At 37.1% G+C, this 19,635-nt stretch carries 17 protein-coding genes; 15 read left to right on the forward strand and 2 right to left on the reverse strand.

Annotated features, from left to right (window positions below):
* Positions 1-57: 57 nt before the first annotated feature.
* The 10 genes from Q4534_RS17285 to Q4534_RS17330 all read left to right on the forward strand — a co-directional run bounded on the left by Q4534_RS17285 (position 58) and on the right by Q4534_RS17330 (position 9,452).
* Positions 58-357, forward strand: a complete 300-nt coding sequence (locus Q4534_RS17285; RefSeq protein ID WP_303614403.1) for a hypothetical protein — start codon at positions 58-60, stop codon at positions 355-357.
* A gap of 85 nt (positions 358-442) precedes the next feature.
* Complete coding sequence (locus Q4534_RS17290) at positions 443-805, forward strand: methylglyoxal synthase (RefSeq protein ID WP_014021717.1); 363 nt, start codon at positions 443-445, stop codon at positions 803-805.
* Positions 806-830: 25 nt separating this feature from the next.
* Positions 831-1,823 (forward strand): 6-phosphofructokinase, encoded by a 993-nt coding sequence (pfkA, locus tag Q4534_RS17295; RefSeq protein ID WP_303614404.1) that lies wholly within the window; start codon positions 831-833, stop codon positions 1,821-1,823.
* A 225-nt stretch (positions 1,824-2,048) separates the two neighbouring features.
* The gene (locus Q4534_RS17300) at positions 2,049-3,515 is read left to right on the forward strand and encodes a mandelate racemase/muconate lactonizing enzyme family protein (protein WP_303614405.1); all 1,467 of its coding nucleotides are present in this window, start codon (positions 2,049-2,051) and stop codon (positions 3,513-3,515) included.
* A 117-nt stretch (positions 3,516-3,632) separates the two neighbouring features.
* The gene (locus tag Q4534_RS17305) at positions 3,633-4,001 is read left to right on the forward strand and encodes a phage holin family protein (RefSeq protein ID WP_303614406.1); all 369 of its coding nucleotides are present in this window, start codon (positions 3,633-3,635) and stop codon (positions 3,999-4,001) included.
* Positions 4,002-4,298: 297 nt separating this feature from the next.
* Positions 4,299-4,856 carry a hypothetical protein gene (locus Q4534_RS17310; RefSeq protein WP_303614407.1) on the forward strand — a complete coding sequence of 186 codons (558 nt, stop codon included), beginning with the start codon at positions 4,299-4,301 and terminating at the stop codon, positions 4,854-4,856.
* A 341-nt stretch (positions 4,857-5,197) separates the two neighbouring features.
* Positions 5,198-6,100, forward strand: coding sequence for a histone deacetylase (locus Q4534_RS17315; protein ID WP_303614408.1), 903 nt, complete (start codon positions 5,198-5,200; stop codon positions 6,098-6,100).
* A gap of 180 nt (positions 6,101-6,280) precedes the next feature.
* The gene (locus Q4534_RS17320) at positions 6,281-6,907 is read left to right on the forward strand and encodes an OmpH family outer membrane protein (protein ID WP_303614409.1); all 627 of its coding nucleotides are present in this window, start codon (positions 6,281-6,283) and stop codon (positions 6,905-6,907) included.
* 153 nt (positions 6,908-7,060) lie between these two features.
* Entirely contained in the window at positions 7,061-8,032 is a 972-nt protein-coding gene (locus Q4534_RS17325; RefSeq protein WP_303614410.1) for a deoxyhypusine synthase family protein, read from the forward strand.
* A 22-nt stretch (positions 8,033-8,054) separates the two neighbouring features.
* Positions 8,055-9,452: an OmpA family protein gene (locus Q4534_RS17330; protein ID WP_303614411.1), complete on the forward strand. Its 1,398-nt coding sequence runs from the start codon at positions 8,055-8,057 to the stop codon at positions 9,450-9,452.
* 103 nt (positions 9,453-9,555) lie between these two features.
* Here the strand turns inward: Q4534_RS17330 and Q4534_RS17335 are convergent, their stop codons facing one another.
* On the reverse strand, positions 9,556-12,066 hold the full coding sequence (locus tag Q4534_RS17335; RefSeq protein ID WP_303614412.1) for a TonB-dependent receptor domain-containing protein: 2,511 nt from the start codon (positions 12,064-12,066) through the stop codon (positions 9,556-9,558).
* Positions 12,067-12,359: 293 nt separating this feature from the next.
* On the opposite strand from Q4534_RS17335, the gene Q4534_RS17340 reads away from it, so the two are divergent.
* Together Q4534_RS17340 and Q4534_RS17345 are read left to right on the forward strand one after the other, a co-directional pair.
* Positions 12,360-13,433 (forward strand): sensor histidine kinase, encoded by a 1,074-nt coding sequence (locus tag Q4534_RS17340; RefSeq protein ID WP_303614413.1) that lies wholly within the window; start codon positions 12,360-12,362, stop codon positions 13,431-13,433.
* Positions 13,430-14,155: a LytTR family DNA-binding domain-containing protein gene (locus Q4534_RS17345; protein ID WP_303614414.1), complete on the forward strand. Its 726-nt coding sequence runs from the start codon at positions 13,430-13,432 to the stop codon at positions 14,153-14,155. The genes Q4534_RS17340 and Q4534_RS17345 overlap by 4 nt, the downstream gene beginning before the upstream one ends.
* Positions 14,156-14,335: 180 nt before the next feature.
* Here the strand turns inward: Q4534_RS17345 and msrB are convergent, their stop codons facing one another.
* Complete coding sequence (gene msrB, locus Q4534_RS17350) at positions 14,336-15,322, reverse strand: peptide-methionine (R)-S-oxide reductase MsrB (protein ID WP_368509163.1); 987 nt, start codon at positions 15,320-15,322, stop codon at positions 14,336-14,338.
* A gap of 549 nt (positions 15,323-15,871) precedes the next feature.
* On the opposite strand from msrB, the gene Q4534_RS17355 reads away from it, so the two are divergent.
* From Q4534_RS17355 to Q4534_RS17365, 3 genes are all read left to right on the forward strand, one after another.
* Positions 15,872-16,315 carry a hypothetical protein gene (locus Q4534_RS17355; protein WP_303614416.1) on the forward strand — a complete coding sequence of 148 codons (444 nt, stop codon included), beginning with the start codon at positions 15,872-15,874 and terminating at the stop codon, positions 16,313-16,315.
* 401 nt (positions 16,316-16,716) lie between these two features.
* Positions 16,717-18,267 (forward strand): exo-alpha-sialidase, encoded by a 1,551-nt coding sequence (locus Q4534_RS17360; protein ID WP_303614417.1) that lies wholly within the window; start codon positions 16,717-16,719, stop codon positions 18,265-18,267.
* Positions 18,268-18,452: 185 nt separating this feature from the next.
* Positions 18,453-19,526: a PAS domain-containing sensor histidine kinase gene (locus tag Q4534_RS17365; RefSeq protein ID WP_303614418.1), complete on the forward strand. Its 1,074-nt coding sequence runs from the start codon at positions 18,453-18,455 to the stop codon at positions 19,524-19,526.
* Positions 19,527-19,635: the final 109 nt, after the last annotated feature.

Raw genomic sequence — 19,635 nt, forward strand, 5'->3', positions numbered from 1 at the left:
TATTTGTCCGCTTAGGTAATTAGTATTTATTTTGGCCTTGCTTAAAAACTAATCACTATGAATTTATCAAAATTTAAAGAAAGCATTCAAGAAGGACATATGCCAGAGGGGTTGACAGTTTATCTGGAGTCTTTATGGTTGGATGGCAAGGGAGATTGGACGAAAGCCCATGGGTTAATTGACCAAATGGAAGATGAAGATGCTGCTTTTTTGCATGCTTACTTACACAGAAAGGAAGGAGATTTAGGGAATGCCTCTTACTGGTATAGAAGAGCAGGAAAAACTAAGCCTTCTTTTAGTCTTGAACAGGAATGGGAGCAAATGGTTTTGTATTTTTTAGATAGGTTGAAAAAATAATAAATTTTATTTTTCGCATAAGTAAACTATTGTTTGCCTTTTCGGTGTTAACGATTAATATTGGAATTCAATTTAGCATGATATAATGAAGATAGCATTAATAGCCCATGATGGGAAAAAAGCAGATATGGTCCATTTTATTGGTGGTTGTAAGCCGGCATTGGAAGGGATTACATTAGTCGCCACCGGAACTACCGGATCACATATAGAAAAAGCCGGATTTGAAGTTGAAAAATTACTTTCCGGACCATTGGGAGGGGATGCTCAAATAGGTGCCATGGTGGCACAAAAGGAGTTGGATATGGTGATTTTCTTTAGGGATCCCTTAGGAAAACACCCGCATGAGCCGGATGTTCAAATGTTGATGAGAATTTGTGATGTTCACAATGTCCCACTGGCGACCAATTTAGCAGCAGCAGAGCTGATGATAAAATATTTCAATAAGTAATTGAAGGATCCTTTAGTAGAATAACATGCAAGATCAACCTAAAAACATAAAAAAAATTGGAGTACTTACCTCAGGGGGAGATGCTCCGGGAATGAATGCTGCCATTCGTGCGGTGGTTCGTGCCGGGTTTTATTATAATTTGGAGGTTTATGGTATTTACCGTGGTTATGAAGGAATGATCAATAATGATATCAGAAAACTCGACAGTAGATCCATTGCCCATGTCTTGGAGAGAGGTGGGACTTTTTTAAAGTCAGCAAGAAGTCTTGAATTTCGTACACCTGAAGGAAGGAAAAAAGCTTACGAGAACCTAAAAAGTCACGGAATTGATGCCTTGGTTGTGATCGGTGGTGATGGCTCCCTTACAGGTGCTCACTTGTTTTACAAAGAATTTGGTATACCGGCTGTTGGACTTCCAGGCACCATCGACAATGATTTGTTTGGAACTGATTTGACCATTGGATTTGATACGGCATGCAATACTGCCATTGAAGCGATTGATAAAATCAGGGATACAGCCACTTCACATGACCGATTATTTTTTGTAGAGGTTATGGGGAGAGATGCAGGATTTATCGCCATCAATGCGGGCATTGGTAGTGCCGCTGCAGCTATCTTAATTCCGGAAAAGAAATTTCCTGTTGAAAAACTGATTGACAGATTAAAATTCAGAGAGAAAGCCAAAAAAGAGAGTAATATTGTTATTGTGGCTGAAGGAGGAAAAAGTGGGGGCGCGCAAGAAATCTCTGAAAAAGTGAAAAAGATTTTACCTACTTATGATATTAAAGTGACCATTCTTGGGCACCTTCAAAGAGGAGGGGCACCTTCCTCTTTTGACAGGATTTTGTCCAGTAAATTAGGAGTTTCTGCTGTGGAAGGCTTGCTCAAGGGTAAATACGATGTAATGGTTGGAATTATCAACAATAAAATTGTGTACACTCCCATCAAAAGGGCCATTATAGATGACAAAGAGGTAGATGATGAAGACCTTCGCATCGCAGGCATTCTGTCCACTTAATTTATTGATAGTAAAAAGTAGGCAGAATCATTATTTTAAATGAATCTCTACTTTTAAGTAAATATTTTGAATTGCTTTTAATAGCTCTTCAAGAGGAAAAACAGCCACTGAAAATCAGTGGCTGTTTTTGTTTTACAATAATTTTCTATTATTATCATTTTTAAGCATATTGTATTTTCAATAATTAATTTAATATTATCCATACCCAAAACAAACCTATCAAGTATGAAAAAAAGTACCGAATACTTACAGCAGCGTTATCAGGATGAGAAAAACGCAAAAATAAATATTAAAGAAAAGTCCCAACCTTTATTTGAGGAGCCTAAAAATGAAAGGCGTTCTTTTTTCAAAAAAGCTGTACTAGGAGGCATAAGCTTAGGGGGAATGATGTCATTGCCAATGGAAGATACTTTGGCTCACACCACTTCCAAAGTAAATCGTCTTTCTAACCCTTCGGACCTAAAAATCACTGACATGCGCATTGCTCAATATGGAAATGTGCCCTTACTAAAGATTTACACCAATCAGGGAATTCATGGTTTAGGGGATGTAAGGGATGGTGCTGATAAGCGATATGCATTGATGTTGAAAAGCAGAATATTAGGCGAAAATCCATGTAATATTGAAAAAATATTCAAGAGTATTGAGCAATTTGGCTGGCATGGCAGACAAGGCGGAGGTGTTTCAGGTGTGGAAATGGCGCTTTGGGACCTCGCAGGGAAAGCCTATGGTGTGCCACTTTATCAGTTACTCGGAGGTAAATTCAGGGATAAGGTTAGAATTTATGTAGATACACCTACCGTTCAGGATCCTGACGAATTTGCAAATAAAATGAAAGGCCGTGTAGACATGGGATATACCATGCTAAAAATGGATATTGGAATAGGTTTGATCAAAGATCAAAAAGATACCCTAACCAATAAATCGCCTTGGGGACCAATGAGGGGATGGTCAGATACTGATGTGATGAGTTATACACAAACGCCACATCAATTTACTCATGTCCAAATTACTCCCAAGGGCTTGGAGAAAATGGTTGAATATGCTGCCAAAGCAAGGGAAAAAGTAGGCTTTGAAATCCCTTTAGCTATTGACCATTTTGGACATATGGGATACAATGAAATGATTAAATTGGCCAACGCCTTTGAGCCTTACAATATAGCATGGTTAGAAGACTTGATTCCTTGGCAAAATACCGAACAGTGGAAGCGTGTTACCGAAGCCATTACCACCCCAACACTTACCGGGGAGGATGCTTATCATAAAAAGAACTTTAAAGACCTAATAGAAAATAGGGCAGTAGATTTGGTTCACCCGGATCCGGGAAGTGTTGGAGGTTACCTTCAAACCAAAAAGGTCGGTGATTATGCCGAAGAGTACGGAATAGGTATGGCCCTTCATCATGCGGCCTCTCCAATTACCTTTATGGGGACAGTACATGCGGCGGCAGCAACCTATAATTTCATTGGCCTTGAACACCATTCAGTTGACAATCCATGGTGGGAAGATTTGGTTACCGGCGTTGATAAACCTTTTGTAAAGGATGGTTATGTCACTGTTCCGGAATCTCCTGGTATAGGGCTGGAATTGAATGAGGAGGAAGTAAAGAAAAGATTGAGAGAAGGGGAGCAATTTTTCGCTCCTACCGATGATTGGAACGAAATTAGGTCTTGGGATAGAACCTGGAGCTAAACCAATCAAACCAACAACTCGGCATATTTTTTGCTAGGTTGTTGGTTTCCATTTTATATCAATATAATGGTTAATAAAGCTTTGGAGGGTTTAATATAATTATTGAGTATAATAAATATGAAGTCAAAACAAATTCTTTCTATTCTCTTACAATTGGTGGTAGCCGGATTGGTCATTATTTTCACAGCATATTTACTACCGGGGATTGTGGTAGATGACCTGATTACCGGCATACTCATCGCTGCTCTTCTGGCTTTGTTAAATATCACAATCAAGCCAATATTGATATTTTTCACGATTCCGATAACCATACTTACTTTAGGTTTGTTTTTATTGGTCATCAATGCTTTGATGGTAATGTTGGCTGCCGATATTGTAAATGGATTTGCTGTAGGGAATTTTTGGTGGGCACTATTGTTTAGTTTGGTCCTTTCTTTAGTGAATTCACTTCTTGGTATTTCCCTAGGTAAAGGCTTAGGCAGCTAAAAAAGTGGCTGTTTTTCATGTAGAATCTGAACATTTTGATAAATGAGCTGTTAAATTTGTATAATTGAAATAAATTTATCATTTTATATTATATTTCAGTAAAGCAATAGTTTGCTATGATTTTTGGTTTTATAGTCTGATAATTAGGGCTATAGCTTAGTGTCTGGATAAGTATTTTTTTTTAAAAGATAAAAGATTTTAAAATATTGAGTAGATGTTATGAAGAAGGCTCCAATTTTCCTTTAATTGTGACTTTAATACAGCGAAATTGAATTAATTAACCCACCCTCCAAAAAGATGAAATATCCAAACGATGGTTTTTTGCCACAAAATATAGAAGAGTTAAAGCAAGAATTGAAAGCTAGTAACAAAAGCTTTAAAATTATACCCAGTGAGGATAATACGGACGAATATGTCAATTTTTATTTTATAGGTCAATTTGAAGGCAGAGAAGTAATATATGATGCCGTATTGTATACCCTTAAGCTGCATTACCAAAGCGAGTTGTATGAACTGGCAGAACATGAAGCAGCGAAGAAATTCCCCAATTATGAGGGAATTAAATATAATGAAGATGAGAATGGCAACCTGATACCTTTAAAGACCGAGGAAGAGGAAATTGGATGGTTCATTACTGAAATGATAATGGATATGGAGGAAGAAGGAGCCGTAAAAGTGCAGGAATTTCTGGATTTAGACACCCATCACGACTATGGTATTGGTCTGGATGCTGCCCTGAATCTGGAGTCCTTAGATGAAAAAGCCATTGAAGATTTTGTTGAAGCTTTTAATGAAGACAGCCTAGTGCTTGACGATACTTTTTATACTTTTGAATCAGAGGAAGAGGAGGATTAAAACATTGATTTCAGAAATTTAAAATAGCCTTATATGAAGACTAAGCCAAAAGCAATTGCTTGTGGCTTAGTCTTTTTCTTTGAAAAAAGCATGAAATAGACCTTCTATTAGATGCTTAAATCGTTTTAAAATCAGCCACTTCGTTGCTGTTTTCAATTTCAACATTGGTGATGCTATGCTAAAGTCTCCAATCAGTCTGATTTTCTTATGATTTAAACCCTCCTTGAGAAAGTTCAGAAAATCCTATTGCATAATTCGAGTTTAATGATTAAAAGATTAACAGGTTTTCAACTTTATTACCAAATCCGTTATTTCGTAGTAGGGAATAAATCCAAATATGTATGCTTAAAGTAGCCTGGTCTACAAAATATGCCCATCCTTTGCCGGAGGGACATAGATTCCCCATGGAGAAGTATGAACTGCTTCCCGAACAATTATTGTATGAAGGCACCCTGAATGCCGGTAATTTTTTCGAGCCTGAGCCTTGTACCGAAGAAATAATTACGGCTGTTCACGATAGCCGGTATTTTAAAAAATTAAAAGCACTTTCTCTCAGCAAGTCAGAGATAAGAAGAACAGGATTTCCTTTGAGCAAAGAATTGGTAGAAAGAGAAATCCAAATCATGAATGGCTCAGTAATGGCTTCAATATGTGCTTTAAAAGATGGAATAGGTATGAATATCGCCGGAGGTACTCATCATGCTTTCAAGGATAGAGGTGAGGGGTTTTGCCTATTAAACGATATCGCCATCGCAGCCAAATACCTCCTTACAAAATATACGATTGACAAGGTTTTGGTGGTGGACTTAGATGTGCATCAAGGCAATGGTACAGCATCAATTTTCCAAAATGATTCGCAAGTATTTACTTTTAGCATGCATGGCAAACACAATTACCCCATGCACAAAGAACAGTCAGACCTCGATGTTCCGTTGGAGGACCAAACCGATGATCAAACCTACCTTTCGTTGCTGGGAAATCACCTGCCAAAGGTAATAGCTGAGGTGGCACCTGACTTTATTGTTTATCAATCTGGAGTGGATGTGTTGGCTACTGATAAATTGGGAAGGTTGGGAATGACTATTCAAGGTTGTAAAGAAAGAGACAGACTCGTCTTGAGCCATGCAAAAATAAATAATATACCCATCATGTGCTGTATGGGAGGAGGGTATTCACTAAAGATTAGTAATATTATTGAGGCCCACGCCAACACTTTCCGGCTGGCTCAAGAGCTTTTCTTCTAAAATACATGATTATTTTTTAAGTTTTTTAGATTATTGGCTTTAGATAAAGACAATAAAATAGGTTAATTTTATGCCTAGTAAATAGAAAAACAGGTATTTTAGATTTATTAATGTCCTTAGAATTTGTAAAAGATTAAGAATCCTTATATTTGCCTCAATCAATTTTAAAACCAATATAAAGTGAGAAGAAATTTAACATTATTCAGTGCGATTGCGTTCTTAGGATTCCTTATTGGGGCTTGTAATTCTTCCACCCCTAATGAAACTGTTTCAGAAGGGGAAGGAAAGAAAGATGTTTCAGATATAAAAATTGCCTATATCGTTACAGATAGCGTAATCAATAATTTTGATTATTTTAAAGAAAAATCTGCAGAGATTGCTGAAAAGGGTAATAAATATCAAAGCGAATTGACCAATAGGGCTAAGGGTTTTGAACAGGAAGTAGCTAGTTTCCAAAGCACCGGAGGTAATATGACCAGAAATCAGGCACAGGCGAAGCAAGAGGAGTTGATGAAAAAGGAGGAAAACCTGATGACATACAGACAGAACATCATGACTGAGCTGCAAGCTGATGAAACCAATCTTTACAATGAGGTCTATGATAAAATTCAGGTATACTTAAATGAGTATGCGGCTGCAAACGATCTTGAAATGATCTTGTCCTACACTAGAGGTGGTGGCGTATGGTATGCTAAGGAAAGCTTTGACGTTACCGATGAGGTGATTTCAGGTTTAAATGAAGATTATAAAAATAAAGACAATAGTAGCACTGAAGAAAAAGAGGAAGCTCCTGCTACTGAAGAATAAGGACACTAATAGTATTAGATTTATAAAAGTCCGGTATTTCGGACTTTTTTTTTTATTTTTTTATCATATTGGCATGAAAAATGCCGTTTTGGTTTAGTGGCCTAACAAGGCTTATTGTGGGATTATTAGTTCGGTTAATTTTAAACGATAAAAATGGAAATCACCAATTTTCTAAAAAATCATTTCAGACATTTTAATGCAGCGGCATTGATAGATGCTGCCGAGGGGTATAAATCCCATTTAGACAACAATGGAAAAATGATGGTAACCCTTGCGGGTGCGATGTCGACGGCCGAACTGGGGATTTCATTGGCAGAGATGATCCGTCAGGATAAGGTACATATCATTACTTGCACTGGTGCGAATTTGGAAGAGGATGTATTTAACCTGGTTGCCCATGATTACTATGAGCGGATACCGGAATATAGAGACTTGACTCCACAACAAGAGCAAGATTTGGTTGACAGACACATGAACAGGGTTACGGACACCTGTATTCCTGAAATGGAAGCCATGAGACGAATTGAAAATGTAATCCTCGAAGAGTGGCAAAAAGCAGATCAATCCGGAGAACATTTTTTCCCTCATGAGTTTTTCTATAAAATCCTATTGTCAGGGAAGCTTGAAAGTGAATACCAGATAGACCCCAAAGATAGCTGGTTGCTAGAGGCTGCAAAGAAAAATATTCCAATTATTGTTCCCGGTTGGGAGGATTCCACTTTAGGAAATATGTTTGCCGGACATGTGATTTCCGGAGATATCAAAAATGTACACACTGTAAAAGGAGGAATTCAATACATGATGTATTTGGCTGAGTGGTATACTGAAAATGCCAAAGAAGAAAGCACAGTTGGCTTTTTCCAAATAGGTGGTGGGATAGCCGGTGATTTCCCTATTTGTGTAGTGCCAATGCTTCATCAGGATTTGCAGCGGGATGGTGTCCCTCTTTGGGGATATTTCTGTCAGATCTCAGACAGTACCACCTCCTATGGCTCTTATTCCGGAGCTGTGCCCAATGAAAAAATAACCTGGGGGAAACTAGGCATAGACACGCCAAAATATATTATTGAATCAGATGCCACAATCGTAGCGCCTTTGGTATTTGCGATTGTTTTAGGCCAATGAATGGAATAAGATGAACAGCGTAATGGCAATATTTTTAAGAGCAAGCGCATTTTTTGTGCTTGCTCTTTTCACTTTTAACCCATCAATAGGACAAACCTCTGTATTTTCACTGGCTTATGATGAGCAACAGCCTATCATAGCAGCCGAAGGAGGCGAATTGTATTTTACCCTCGCTTATCATCCACAAAACAAAGGTGGGCTGGAAGATAGTGGGGATGTGTGGTTTGCTCAAGAGGGAAAGCGAGGTTTTAGCGCCCCGGTGCCTGTTCAGGCACTGTCTACTGAACATTACGATTTGCTTATTGGCTTTCGTCAGCCAAACGAAGTTCTCGTATATCATGCCAACTTAAACAATCAACAGGTGATTCAAAGCTATATCAAAGAACCTTTGGGTTGGAAAAAAGGGGAGGCCATCTCAATTCCGGGTCTTAAAATAGAAGGAGATCACTTTAGTGCCTCTCTAGATTCCAGTGGTCAAATAATGATAATGGCCATGGATTCTTATGGGAGTTATGGCAATGAAGACATTTATATGTCTCAATATAATGGCACATCTTGGACAAGACCTGTCAATATTGGAGGGGATATTAATACGGCAAAACAAGAGTTAAGTCCCAGGCTTTCTTCAACAGGAGATAGCCTTTATTTTGCTAGCAATGCCTATGAAACACAGAAAGGTATAGAAGTTTATGCCAGTAAACGATTGGACAATACTTGGAGAAATTGGAGCCCGCCTGTATTGCTGAAATTGTCCCAAATGCAAGGTGTAGAGATGTATTATTCCCAAGATCTTAAAAACAACCGTGCCTTTTTTACTAACACTCAGACAAGTGAAGGATTTGGAAATATCTATATGCTGGAGAATTTGGACTTTAAGACGATTCCGGTACCAGCCTTAGCAGAGAAGAGTTTTGAATCAAGGGCAAGAAATGATTTAAATGATCGGATAGATAAACTCGCACCTAAAGCGAATCCTATTACTGAGGCTGGTACCCAAGTGCTTTCAAATCTTCAAAAAGAAAGCAAGGTGCAAATTAATATGGCTGAAAAATTAGATTCTTTAGCAATAGGAGAGCAGCTCATATTGGAAAATGTCCTGTTTAAAAAGGGAACCGTAGATCTTTCGGATTCTTCATCTTTGCTTGTTTTGGATGAATTGGCCACGTTTATGGTGGTGCATCCGGAGAAAAAGATTTCGATTGAGGGGCATACAGACAGTTATGGGAATGCCAATGTAAACATGCGGTTATCTTTGGCTCGTGCAGATAAGATAAAAGAACTCCTTGTGCAAAGGGGGGTGGAAGCAACCAATTTACAAACCAGGGGCTGGGGGGGTAAAAAGCCGATTGCTACCAATTCAAATGAAGCCGGTAGGAAGCGCAACAGGAGAGTAGAAATTAAATTAATTGCTAATGATTAAAGGGGTACGAACCTTTTTAAACAAAAATGGAGGTTTCCTTAGTGGAAACCTCCATTTTTTTACTGGTCTTTTATAGAGGCTTTTTTAAATAAAATGGCTGCTATTAATTCATCATTCCTGGTGATGCACCTCCTTCACTTTCTTTCAAATCTTCATTGGTAACCCCTCTTTTTTTCCTTCTTCCGCCGTCTACACTTAGCTTCCCAATTCGATAAGAGAAGTTGATCTTGAAATTCATGAATTTCATTCCTGTTATACTACTTTGTGTAATGGTAGGCGTTTCTAACTCATTTCTAATTTTAAATTCAGGTGTGAAAAAGTTTTCAGCTCCAAATCCTATACTTCCACGTTTTTCGGCAAATTGCTTATTCAAACTTAAGCTATAAATCCCGAAACCTCCTGCTGAACCCTGTAGTTGTACTCGCCTTCCTCGGTAAAAACTGAAAGCTTGGAGTTGCCAGTTTTTCGGTAGGGTATAATTCCCAAACAACCTTCCACTGATAACAAAACCATCATTTTGTGCTTTGTATTGTGGGGCATCCAGTCCATTGTCCAATTGCGCATAGTATCCATCTATGGAGCCATTTAAAGAAAATTTACCGGATATGTTAATATTAGAGAAGATGCCCAAGCCATAGGCCCTTTCATTTCCAATGTTTTCGTAGGTGGTAAAGATCACATCATCATCTTGGATCGTCCTTACCGGTTGAATAGAACCTGTCGTATTTCTCAAGTAGGAAGTGAAATTAAGAGAGGTTCCTTTGATAAAGGTACTGTAAGACAATTCATAATTGTCGGTCATTTCCGGGTCCAATAAAGGATTACCCTGGGTGATTTGTTGCGGGTTAGAAGCTTGAATATTAGGGTTTAAGTAATTTAAAGAAGGCCTTTGAATTCTTCTATTATAGGCGGCTTTTAGCATATTTCCATTGGCCAATTTTCTACCAAAGTTCATATTGGGAACTACGGTGCCATAAGAAGGGATATCCACCGGTAGGTCTGAAGAAAGAAAATCTGCATCAATATTGGTGTATTCATACCGAATACCGGTTTTCAAGGTGTAATGCTCTAAAAATCCCAAGGTATAGGACAAATACCCGGCAGTTACATTTTGGTTATAATTAAATTGATTAGACAAATCAACATCTTCAACTTCTACATAATCGCTATCAGCACCTTCCGCACGGAAATAAGCAAAATCGCTGGTTGCTTTTCTGAGGATGTTTTTAGCCCCATATTCTATGATTTGCTCATCTTTTGACCCAAGAGGTGTTACATAATCCACCTGAATAGTGAACTCCTCATTAAGGTTGTCATTGTCATTCTTAATTCTACTAATTACCTGATCAAAAGTCTCATTGTATAAGCTATTAACGAAATCATTGGTTCGATCGCTTCTTGAATAGAGGCCTGAGAAACTAATTTCTTTACCTTTTTTTTCATAAGATTTCGTGTAGTTATAGCTGACATCTAAATTGTTGGAAAGATTGTCTGTGCTAACATCCCTTAGCAACTCACTGATCAACATATCTTCAATATAGGTCTCAGTATAAAGATCATCTTGCTTATTTTTCATGTTCCTAAGTCCGAAACTGACAGAGGTGGTCATGAAATTGTATTTATTGATTTCATAATCCCAGCCAAAGTTATACCTTCCAAACATCATATTATTTCGTGTATCTGCCATTTGAAGAACCCTTTTAGCTGTACCATCATCAGCAAGCAAAGTCTGCTCATTTTCAAAGCTACCCAGTACATTGTAACCAGCACGGCCAAAACCGCCTAAAGAAAAGCCCATTTTTCCTTTTTTCAAGGCTGCATTTAGACCAAGATTTGATCCTCTCAAACCTGCACTGGTATTGATATTTAAGGAAGCTCCTTGTAGTTTGTTCTTTTTTGTAACAATATTGATCACCCCACCTGTACCTTCAGCATCATATTTAGCAGAGGGGGAAGTAATTACTTCCACGGATTTAATTTCTTCCGCCGGAATTTGCTTTAATGCATCTGCAATATTATTGGCAACAATGGCAGACTGTTTATTGTCTATTAATACAAGGATATTGCTACTGCCTCTCATGGAAACATTGCCATCCAAATCAACCGTCAACATTGGGACTCTTCTCAATACGTCAGAAGCATCTCCACCTACAGTGGTCTTGTCATTCTCAGCATTGTATATCGTTCGGTCTACTTTCTCTGTGATTAGGCTTCTTTGCCCTTGGACAGTTACCTCCTCAAGAGAAACTGCTGACTCCTTCAGGCCTATGTTTCCTAAAAACAATGATGGAGTATTGGGCCCCACTTGGATGTCATCTCTGACAAATGTGTCATAGCCAACAAAACTCAATTCCACCTTGTATTTACCTGCTTTTTTTACGTTGAAAAAGAATTCTCCATTGTCATCTGCAACCCCACCGGCAATGGAAGTTTCAGAAGCTGATTCCTTTAAAAAAGCCGTAGCATATGGGATTGGCTCACCAGTGGCTTGATTGACCACTTTACCTGAAATTTTGAACTCCTTCTTTTCAGAAGCTTGTTGACCAATAGCATTTAAAGATGCATAGGTCAGCATTATTATGGAAATTAATAATAGTTTGGTTATTTTTTTCATTTGTCTATGTTTTCCAAAATGGTTACAGTTATTGAATACCTATACAAAAGAAAAATTTTCTCCCCAATTATAAAAGTCCAATAGATAGGAAGGGTAGATAAATCGACCAAAAGCACATTTGAGCAGACTAATAGTAAATGCGAGAATGGGAACCAAGTTTAATAGATGAATTCCTACTATTTAACGATGTTCTGTCCTATTTGGTAGATTTAAACTTTTCCTTTAATATCTTTCTTTTATGTTTACATAGGATTATTACAGTTCGGAGTCCTTAAACTCCAAATCTATTCCATATGACAAATTCAATTAAGCCTAGAAAAATCACATTTCTTATCCACATTCTGGTCTGGATATTTATAGCCATAGTGATTTTTGTAGTAAGCCCTCTTTCATGGAAGGTTGACCTGCCAATAGAGTATTGGTTCAAACAAGGATTGACACTTTTATTTCTTATCCTAGGTTTTTACCTCAACATGTATGTTTTGGTACCTAAATTACTTTTTAAGGATAAAATCTGGGCATTTATAGGATTGGGTATTTTACTTAATCTTTTGTTTCTGTTTTTGATCATTCAATTTGAAAACCTTGTGAATTTACCTGAGTTGATGCACAATGCTTTCAGGCCTGATAAGCCTTATTTGCCCAAGCCGAGGAATTTTAGTTACGACCTCTTTACCATATTGTTATTGTTATTTGGCCTAGGAATAAGTACCAGTATTGTGGTGGTTGAAAAGTGGCAAATAGATGCGGGAATAAGGAGACAAATGGAGCAGGAAAAAGTCTCCTCCGAACTGTCCTATTTGAAAGCTCAAATTAACCCTCATTTTTTCTTTAACACCTTGAATAATATTTATTCGCTAACAAATATTGACGTTGAGAGAGCTCAAAAAGCGATTTTAAAGCTTTCTAGAATGATGCGGTACGTCCTATATGAGACCGATAAGGATACTACCTATCTGAGTAAGGAACTTGACTTTATCAGAGATTATATTGAACTGATGCGTTTGCGTTTGTCTGATAAAGTGAATTTGAATTTAGATATTCAAGAAAAAACTGATGATATTCCAATCGCCCCAATGCTTTTACTTCCATTTATTGAGAATTGTTTCAAACATGGCGTAAGTGCAAAAGCGGAAAGTAAGATTGAGATATTTGTTAGTCAAAAAGGAAAGGTTCTTGAACTTAAAACTGTAAATTTGAAATTCCCTGCCAATCCTAAAAGTAAAGAAAGTATGGGCAGTGGGATAGGGCTTACCAATACGAAAAGGAGATTGGATCTGATCTATGGAAACAAATGTAAATTGATCATCGATGAGGATAACCCAGAAAATGAATACCGAATTCAATTAAAAATAGACCTTGGATGAAAGTCAAATGTGTGGTTGTAGACGATGAGCCCTTGGCATTGGATCTTGTATGTAACTTTGTGAACAAAACGGGATTTTTGGTTTTGGAAGCTAAATTTGATAGCGCTTTAGATGCTTTGTCCTTTATCAATGCCAATACGGTAGATTTGATTTTTTTAGATATACAGATGTCCGATTTGACAGGAATGGAATTGGCCAGGGTCCTGGAAGGAAGGAAGGGTAAACCATCACCTAAAATAATTTTTACAACTGCTTATAATCAATTTGCCATTGAAGGATACAAAGTAGATGCTTTGGATTATTTGTTAAAACCTTTTGGTTATGAGGAATTTCTAAGTGCAAGTCAAAAAGCACTAAAGTATTTTGAGCAACAGACTGAAAACAAAAATTCAAATGCTGAAGATTACCTTTTTTTAAAGGTGGAATATCAGTTGGTAAAAGTGATGCTTAAAGACATTATTTTGGTAGAAGGCTATAAGGATTATGTCAAAGTTCATCTGGAAGGTAAAGAATCACCTTTGCTTTCTTTGACCACACTTAAAAACATGGAAGAATTACTTCCTGAAAATCAGTTTATGCGGGTTCATCGTTCTTTTATCATTTCTCTGGAACAGATCAAAAGCATCAGCAAGAGTACCGTCAATATGGGAATAATGAACATTGGAATAAGCGAAGGGTATAAAGAAAGATTTTTGCAGTTTATTGGCAAATGGATCAATTGAAAGTAATTTGACCAGCCGGATCTGGCTATATTTGAAGCATCTACTAGGAAAAAGAAGAATAAACCTAAATATTCCTAGCCTACCTTTTCTGTTTCTATAGATTAACAAATAAAAAAGCCCGCAATATGCTTTGCTAAGCATATTACAAGCCCTAATTACGGTAGTTAAAAGTTTTGTCTTCTATTTAATCTTCCAAAGGTATTGTCCATAGCCTTTGGCTTCCATTTCACTTTCAGGAATAAATTTCATTGCTGCAGAGTTCATGCAGTACCTTAAGCCGGTAGGTTCAGGGCCATCATTAAAAACATGACCCAAATGGGAGTCACCAAATTTGCTTCGAACTTCTACTCTCACCATTCCATGCCCTCTATCAGTTGGTTTTTCTAAGTACCTTGCGTCTATAGGCTTGGTAAAACTTGGCCAGCCTGAACCAGATTCATATTTGTCACTGGAACTGAACAATGGAGCACCTGAAACGATACATACATAGATTCCTGCTGCCTTGTTCCCATTGTATTCATTGTCAAAAGAGCGTTCTGTGGCATCTTCCATGGTTACTTGGTACTGAAGGGGAGTTAACTTTTCTTTCAATTCTTTTTTTGAAGGCTTTCGGTAATTGCTTGCTTTTGGTACTTCCCAGTAATTGCTGATAAAGCGGTCTCTTCCAGATCCTGTTCTGTAGGATTTATAGGCTTGCGGTTCCTTTTTATAATAATCCTGGTGGTACTCTTCGGCAGGATAGAAGTTGGTAAATTTCACAATGGGAGTAACAATGGACTTGTCAAAAATCCCTGCAGCATCAATCTGTTGTTTAATAGATTCAGCAGCTTTTTTCTGTGCGTTGTTGTGGTAAAATATAGCCGATTCGTATTGGCTGCCCCTGTCATAAAAGCTTCCCCCTTTATCAGTAGGGTCGTATTGCTGGAAGAAAATATCAATGACCTCGGAATAACTAATCACATCCGGATCAAATGTTACCTGTACGGCTTCTTTATGGCTTGTTTTGCCTGAAGATACTTGTGAATAGGTAGGGTTTTTTTCTTTTCCTCCGGCATAGCCTGAAACGACAGACAATACACCATCAATCCCTTCAAATGGAGACTCTATACACCAAAAACATCCTCCGGCAAAGGTTGCTTTCTCGGTATTACCGGCATAGGATTCCATGTCTATTGTTTTTACCTCCTCTGAGGCTTTATTTGAGCCATTACAGGATGTCACTGCTATACATATCAGAGCCAATGCTGCAATCATTGGTTTAATGGGATATTTCATAAGTAAGTTTTTTAATCCAATTTTAAAACGGTAAAGTTTCTAAAATTGTTCAGTAAGTTTAAATTTGGATCCGGTTGAAAGATCCTTGTTTTAATTTTTAAAGCGCTTAAATGTGTAGGAACCTATATACGGTTTACCATGTCGCTTTGGTTTTATCTTCTACAATTTCTCATTCTTAGTAGCGTAGAGTCATAAAGGCAATTTCATTCATTTTTTCCAAACATACCATGGCAAGTGGAAATGACAAATTTGCAAAAATCGCCCTTATCCCTGTTTAAAATGGTCTTTGTAATTCCTTATCAGATTAGTAGCAAATGTGGTTCTTATCAAGCTGTTAATGGCATCGTTTTTGTCCAATTTGTAGGTAGTTAAGGACTTGGTCATGATAAATTTTGATGGCCAAGCTGCGAATTAATTATAGAAACTAAACCAACATTAATTATGAAACTTAATGCATTGTTTTTAAGTGTCGGAGCGTCGACATTGTTTTTACTTTCGTCTTGTGGAGGAAACAAATCCACAGAAAATCAAATTGCGTCCACTACAGATGAGGTAGAAGAAAGAAGCGTTGAAACAAGTGAGGAAATAGAAGAAGATTTCACTTCTTTTAAAAATGAAATCACGGATGAAAAAGAAGCACTTGAAGACGAACTTCAAGAAATTAAGAATAACATCAAAGAGAATCAAATTGAACCCGCCAATGATAAAATTGATCAATACCTATCAGAGGCAGACAACAGCTTGAAAAATTTGGAAGTCAAGGTGAAAGAATTTGAGAATGCTTCAGAAAAGCGGAAAGCCCAAATTCAATCAGAATTTGAATCTCTAGAGAAAAAAGCTGAAAAAAGCATTGAAAATTTGAAAAATGAGCTTAACAATATATAATTAAGTCCATTATGTAATTAATGAAGGCTATTCCCAAATCCGGGGAATAGCCTTTTTTTGTGCTGGTTTTAAACTAATCTCAAATTTGCTTAAAGAAAGGTTTAAGGCCTAAAAAATACATCATGATCAATTCAAATGATGGTAATAACCATGAAAAGTTACCCAGACCAGTGAAATCAATATTTGAAAAAAATGCCTTATATTTAAAATTAATTATTCACCTATTATAATAACTTTTACTAAGACCAGTCTTTATTCAACTAATATGAATTTGTAATTTAAACCCAAAGACCTGTATTTTCTATAAGGTAAAATGAAGCCTAACTTTAAGTTTCTCAATATTGGAAATACATGGAATAATGGATTTTTAAATTATAATTTTCTAGAGATATAATAAATTTATGATCGCGAAAAAAAAATATAAGCCCTTCTTTATTCTTGCTTTTGTAGCACTGAGTATTTTTATTTCTTGTAGTGAAAAGCAAAACCTCAAGATAGCAGAGAATATTGTTTTTGAACAGGTTTATATTCCGGTGATTCAAGGAGAAACTTCTACAATTGCCTACCTGAATTTTAATCTGGAAAGGGATGAATCCATAAGTCAGCTTGAAGTGGATCTGGGCGCAGGAACCATTATAGAGAATGTTTCTATCTCCTTGGTAGGGGAAGAGGGAAGAGAGGAAATGATTTCCGGGGAATATGATTCTAATACCCACTTCTGGCGTTTGAAGGAGGAAATAACTTTAGAGAAGGGAGACCGGCAACTGGCAATTAAAGTCAGTCTTCCGGAGGATGCAGATTTGAAAAGCAAGTTTTCCTTAAACATTCCTTTGATTGAATTGGGCGGTGAGCAATCCATTCCAAATGGATTAGAAGATACGATATTTTATAGACCTGGCACAGCACTTAGAACAGCAAATGATGACGGGGTTGCTGCTTTTCGAATTCCCGGGCTTGCCACAAGTAAAAGTGGGACTTTATTGGCAGTTTATGATGTGAGGCATGAAGATTCATCTGATTTGCAGGGAGATATTGATGTTGGGTTAAGTAGAAGTGAAGATGGAGGGAAAACCTGGGAACCAATGCAGATTATTATGGATATGGAAGAATGGGGAGGATTGCCTGAAAATCAGAATGGTATAGGAGACCCGGCTATTTTGGTAGACAATGAGACAGGAGATATTTATGTGGTGGCTCTTTGGATTCATGGAAAGCCTGGAACAGCAGCTTGGAGAAGTTCTGAACCGGGTTTGTCACCACAAAATACCGGTCAATTAATGTTGGTTAAATCAGCAGATGATGGAAAGACATGGTCTTCGCCTAAAAATATTACTCAACCTATGAAAGAAGCCTCTTGGCAATTGTTTTTCAATGGACCCGGTAAAGGGATAAGTATGAGAAATGGAACCTTGGTTTTCGCTGCACAGTATAAAGATAGAGACCAAATTCCTCACAGTACCATCATCTATAGTGAAGATCATGGGGATACTTGGCTAGTAGGTTCTGGTGCCCGGCCCAAAACCACAGAAGCGCAGGTAGTGGAGTTAGTAGATGGCAGATTGATGTTAAATATGAGAGATGATAGGGGAGGCTCTAGAGCGGTATATACTACGGAGGATATGGGGGAGAGTTGGCAAGAACACCCTTCCAACAGAAGCGCTTTAATTGAACCCATCTGTATGGGGAGTCTTATCAGGTTTGATAAGGACAGGTTGCTTTTTTCTAATCCTGCTAGTACGGAAGGACGATTTAATATTACGATTAAAGCAAGTAATGACGATGGATTAACTTGGCCTGAAAACCAACAAATATTATTGGATGGAAAAAAGGGTTGGGGGTATAGTTGTATGACCAAAATTAATGAAGAAGATATTGGTATTTTATATGAAAGTAGTCAAGCTCATATGACTTTTCAAATTGTGTCTATAGCCGAGTTATATGCAAATAAATAGTCTTATTTCAATTAAAATTGAAAATTGTTTGATGTATATTTAATGAGACGGGATTAATTGCGTTAATTTTAGAAAAAAATAAATTACTGTTTTTTTATTTATATAAATAGTTATATTTGACAGATGCGACATGGTTATCAATGTTCGCAATTTTAAAATAGACAACTGGTATTTATATAGGATAAGTGGATAATCCAGATTTTGATTTTAATTTGTTTTTTAATTTGTGTCCCCAATTACTATGTGTAGTGGGCTATGATGGATATTTTAAAAAGGTAAACCCTTCTTTTCAAAAAGTTTTGGGATTTACTGAGCAAGAATTAAAAGAAAAACCGATTGACTCTTTTGTTCATCCTAAGGATAGAGCTTCCACTTACAATATTCGGGAGAATTTAAAAAGAGGAAAGGCTTTAAATAATTTTGAAAACAGATACGTATCTAAGTCCGGAGAAACTTTATGGCTTTCATGGACCTCAAAATTAGTACCTGAAAAGCAATTGATATTTGGTGTAGCAAAACTCATCAATCCCAAAAAGGAACTCGAAGCGAAAAGAAACGAGCTAATAAAAGAGCTTACCATTACCAATGAAAAGCTTAAACAATTAACCATAACGATATCGCATGATTTGAGGTCTCCGGTTAATAATTTATTGGCAGTATTGGATTTTTTAGACAACGATAAAATCCAGGATGAGGAAACCCTGGAATTGGTAGAATTAATTCATAAATCTACTTTAGGAATAAAATCACGACTAGATGAATTTCTTTCCTCCCTGAAAAAGGAGGAATTATTGGTTGTAAAGGTTTCAAATATAGGCTTTCAGGATGTTTTGGATCAGTCTATTAACGGCATGAAATCTTTGATTAAGAATTCCAATGCTACAATAGTAGCTGATTTCTCTGAGGTCCCGGAGATTCATTTCAATAAAAATTACTTGGAAAGTATATTTTTAAACCTTATTTCCAATGCCATAAAATATACAAGACCCGACATCAGCCCGGTTATCAAAATAAAGAGTTTTCAAAAATCCGGCATAATCAAGCTGTCTGTAAAAGACAATGGGATAGGTTTCGATATGGGTAAGGTAAGAAAGAAGATTTTTGGGTTTGATCAGAAATTCAACGACAGTGAAGAAAGCCAAGGGATAGGTTTGTATTTGGTTCACAAGCAGGTCACTACATTGGGAGGGAAAATAGAACTTCGCAGCAAACCGGAAAAAGGCTCTGAGTTTATCCTATCCTTTAAGAATTTAGAATAAGTGCGCTTTATTCCAATCTTTTTTGCTAATCAATCCCTACCTCAGAACTTATTTTTATAAATTATTTGGGTAAAACCGATTCATTTTCCTTTCTTTCCCGTTAAGCAAT

Origin of the sequence: Cyclobacterium sp. 1_MG-2023 (assembly GCF_030546805.1) — a bacterium.
Lineage (GTDB): Bacteria > Bacteroidota > Bacteroidia > Cytophagales > Cyclobacteriaceae > Cyclobacterium.